The following is a 2,741-nucleotide window of genomic DNA, read 5'->3' as shown; positions in this document are numbered from 1 at the left end:
CCGCCGCGTCGGTGCCCGGCCCGGCCACCGCCGCCGACGTTCCGCGGTGACGGCGGTGAACCCGGCCGGGAGGGGGCCCTCGCTAGCGGCTGCGCGACCACCAGTCGAAGCGCAGGCAGAGCTTCCCGCCGAGCCAGTGCTCCACCCAGCGGCCCAGGTCCAGCGGCGAGCAGCTCTCCGGGAGCAGCGGCCCCTCCGGCGCGGACGGTGCCGGGGTGACGTCCGGGACACCCGGGACGTCCGGGTCGGCGTCATGGGTGCGGCCGTAGAGGAAGGACCGGTAGACGCGGGAGGAGTCCGGGTTGTCGTCGCACTGCCACACCCCGTGCGGGCAGTAGTCGGTCACCGTGTTGTAGAGCGGCCGGTGCTCCTCCATCCATTCGAGCATGCGCCGCATGTACTCGGGATTGTCGCCGTTGCGGAAAAGCCCCCACTCCGGATAGGAGATGGGCTTGTCGTGCGCCTTGGCGAAATCGACGTGGGCCTGAAGTCCGTAGGGCTCCCTGATCTGTTCGTCGAAGGACATCCCGGACGGCTGGTCGTAGGAGTCCATTCCGACGATGTCGACCGTGTCGTCCCCCGGGTAGCACTGCGTCCAGGGGACGGCGTCCCGGCCCCGGCTCGGGGTGAAGTCGAACCGGAACTTCTGGCCCGGCACCGCGCGCATGGTCCTGACGATGCGGTTCCAGTACTTCTTCCACGACTCCGGGTCGGGACCGCAGCGGTGGGTGTAGGTGACGCCGTTCATCTCCCAGCCGAGGACCAGGATCGTGTCGGGCACCTTCAGTGCGACGAGCCGCTCGGCGAGGGCGCGGAAGTGGTGGTCGAACTCCCCGGCCGCGCCCCGCCGCAGCAGTCTCCGGACCTCCTCGTCGGAGACGCCCTCCTCGTTGCGCTCCTGCATGGGGACGTTGAGGACGAGCATCCGGTCGTCATCGGCGTTGCGCCAGTCCGCCCACGACTCGAGGAAGCGGATGTCGCCCTCGATGTCGCTCCAGTGGTTGCCGGGCAGGTAGGTGTGGCCGACGCGCAGCTCCGCGCCGCCCAGCCAGCGGCTGAGCTGCTTCATCCGGGCCACGCCGCGGTCGTCGGAGGCGAGGAACGCGCCGAAGGCCGGGACGTCACGGTTCTGCTCCTGGCCGGACGGCGGGGTGAGCGCCGGCGGATGGACGGCCGGGACCACGGGGATCTCCGGTACGGGGACCGCGGGGACGGGAATCTCCGGTGCGGAGATCGCCGGCGTGGGGATCCCCGGCGTGGGGACGGTGGGGTGCGGGACGGCCGGCGCGACGGCGGGCTCCGTCGGGGCCGGCGGTGCGGGACGGGAGTCGTCGGCTCGCGCCGCCCCCACCGCCGGACCGGCCGCCAGGGCGGCCGACACGACGACCGCCGCCGCGCCCACGGCCATTCCGCGGGCCCGGACCCGCCTGTGCTGTGGGGCCATTGGCTGCTCCTCTTTCTCGCGCTCGTCCGCCTTCTGCCTTACGTCCGAAGCCTCGTTGGTGACGACCAGTCATATGAAGTCAGTCATAAGAAATCCGACGGTGCCACTGTCACTGCGGCTTTCGAGTGCCGGAATGCCCCGTGCGGGTGAGCCGGCACCAGAAGAAAGTGAGAATGCGTGTCGCTGCTTGACACCGGGATCCCCGCCGTAGTGCTGCGGATCGACCGGAATCCCTTTCACCACGGAACACTCGGGGCCGTACGGTCGCTCGGCAGAGCCGGCGTGGAGGTGCATGTCGTCGCCGACTGCGCGGGAAGTCCCGTCCGGCGCTCGCGATATGCGCGCCGTATCCATCCCCCGCCGGCTCCGGGGGCGACCGCCGAGGAGATCCTCGCCGTGCTGCGGCGGGTGGCCGCACAGGTGGGGCGACCGGCCGTGCTGATCCCCATGGACGACGCGACCGCGATCGCCGCGGCACGGCTGCGCGCCGATCTCGCGCCGTCCTACCTGCTGCCCGCGCTGCCGGCCACGCTGCCCGAACGGGTCGCCGACAAGGCCGAACTGGCCACCCTGTGCGCCGCCGCCGGAGTCCCGCACCCCCGGACGCTCCTGCCCGACAGTCCCGGCCGGGCGGCCGAGGACGCGGGGCGCCTCGGGCTGCCGCTGGTCGCGAAGTGGAGCCGGCCCTGGCTGCTGCCTCCCGGCAGCGGACTGCGCAGCACCCAGCTGGTCCACTCCCCCCGGCAGGCCCGGGAGTTGCACGCCCGCACCGCCGAGGCCGGCAGTCCGCTGCTGCTCCAGTCGTATCTGCCGCCGGGCGAGGACCGGGACTGGTTCTTCCACGGCTACGCCGACCGCTCGGGCACCGTCCGCGCGGGCGGCTCCGGCCGCAAGCGGCTGTCCTGGCCGCGCGGCGCGGGACTGACCGCGGTCGGCCACTGGACACCCAACTCCGAGGTGAGCGCGCTCGCCGAGCGGCTCACCTCCGAACTCGGCTACCGCGGCGTCCTCGACCTCGACTTCCGCCGCTGCGGTACGACGGGCCGCTACCACCTCCTCGACTTCAACCCGCGCCCCGGAGCCCAGTTCCGGCTGTTCGCGGACAGCGCGGGACTGGACGTCGTACGCGCCCTGCACCTCGACCTGACCGGCCGTGCGGTGACGGAGGGGGAAGCGGTGGCCGGGCGGTCGTTCGTGGTGGAGAACTACGCGCCGTTCGCCGCGCTGCGCTCGGCGCCGGCCGGACGCGAACTGGCCTGGTACGCGGACGACGACCGCGCCCCCGGGCGGGCGATGT

The 2,741-nt window shown here is 72.7% G+C and carries 2 protein-coding genes; one reads left to right on the top strand and one right to left on the bottom strand.

Annotation, left to right across the window (positions count from 1 at the left end):
• Positions 1 to 82: 82 nt before the first annotated feature.
• The gene (locus B9S61_RS07665; RefSeq protein ID WP_103541565.1) at positions 83 to 1,444 is read right to left on the bottom strand and encodes a glycoside hydrolase family 26 protein; all 1,362 of its coding nucleotides are present in this window, start codon (positions 1,442 to 1,444) and stop codon (positions 83 to 85) included.
• Between the two features lie 177 nt (positions 1,445 to 1,621).
• Between B9S61_RS07665 and B9S61_RS07660 the strand changes: the two genes are divergently transcribed.
• Positions 1,622 to 2,741 (top strand): ATP-grasp domain-containing protein (locus tag B9S61_RS07660; protein WP_103541564.1); only part of this gene is annotated, 1,120 nt, incomplete at its 3' end.

It is taken from the genome of Streptomyces sp. SM1 (assembly GCF_002910825.1).
Classification (GTDB): Bacteria; Actinomycetota; Actinomycetes; order Streptomycetales; family Streptomycetaceae; genus Streptomyces; species Streptomyces okerensis.
Note: the sequence above shows the minus strand (reverse complement) of the source record. Positions and strands in the feature narration are given on the sequence as shown.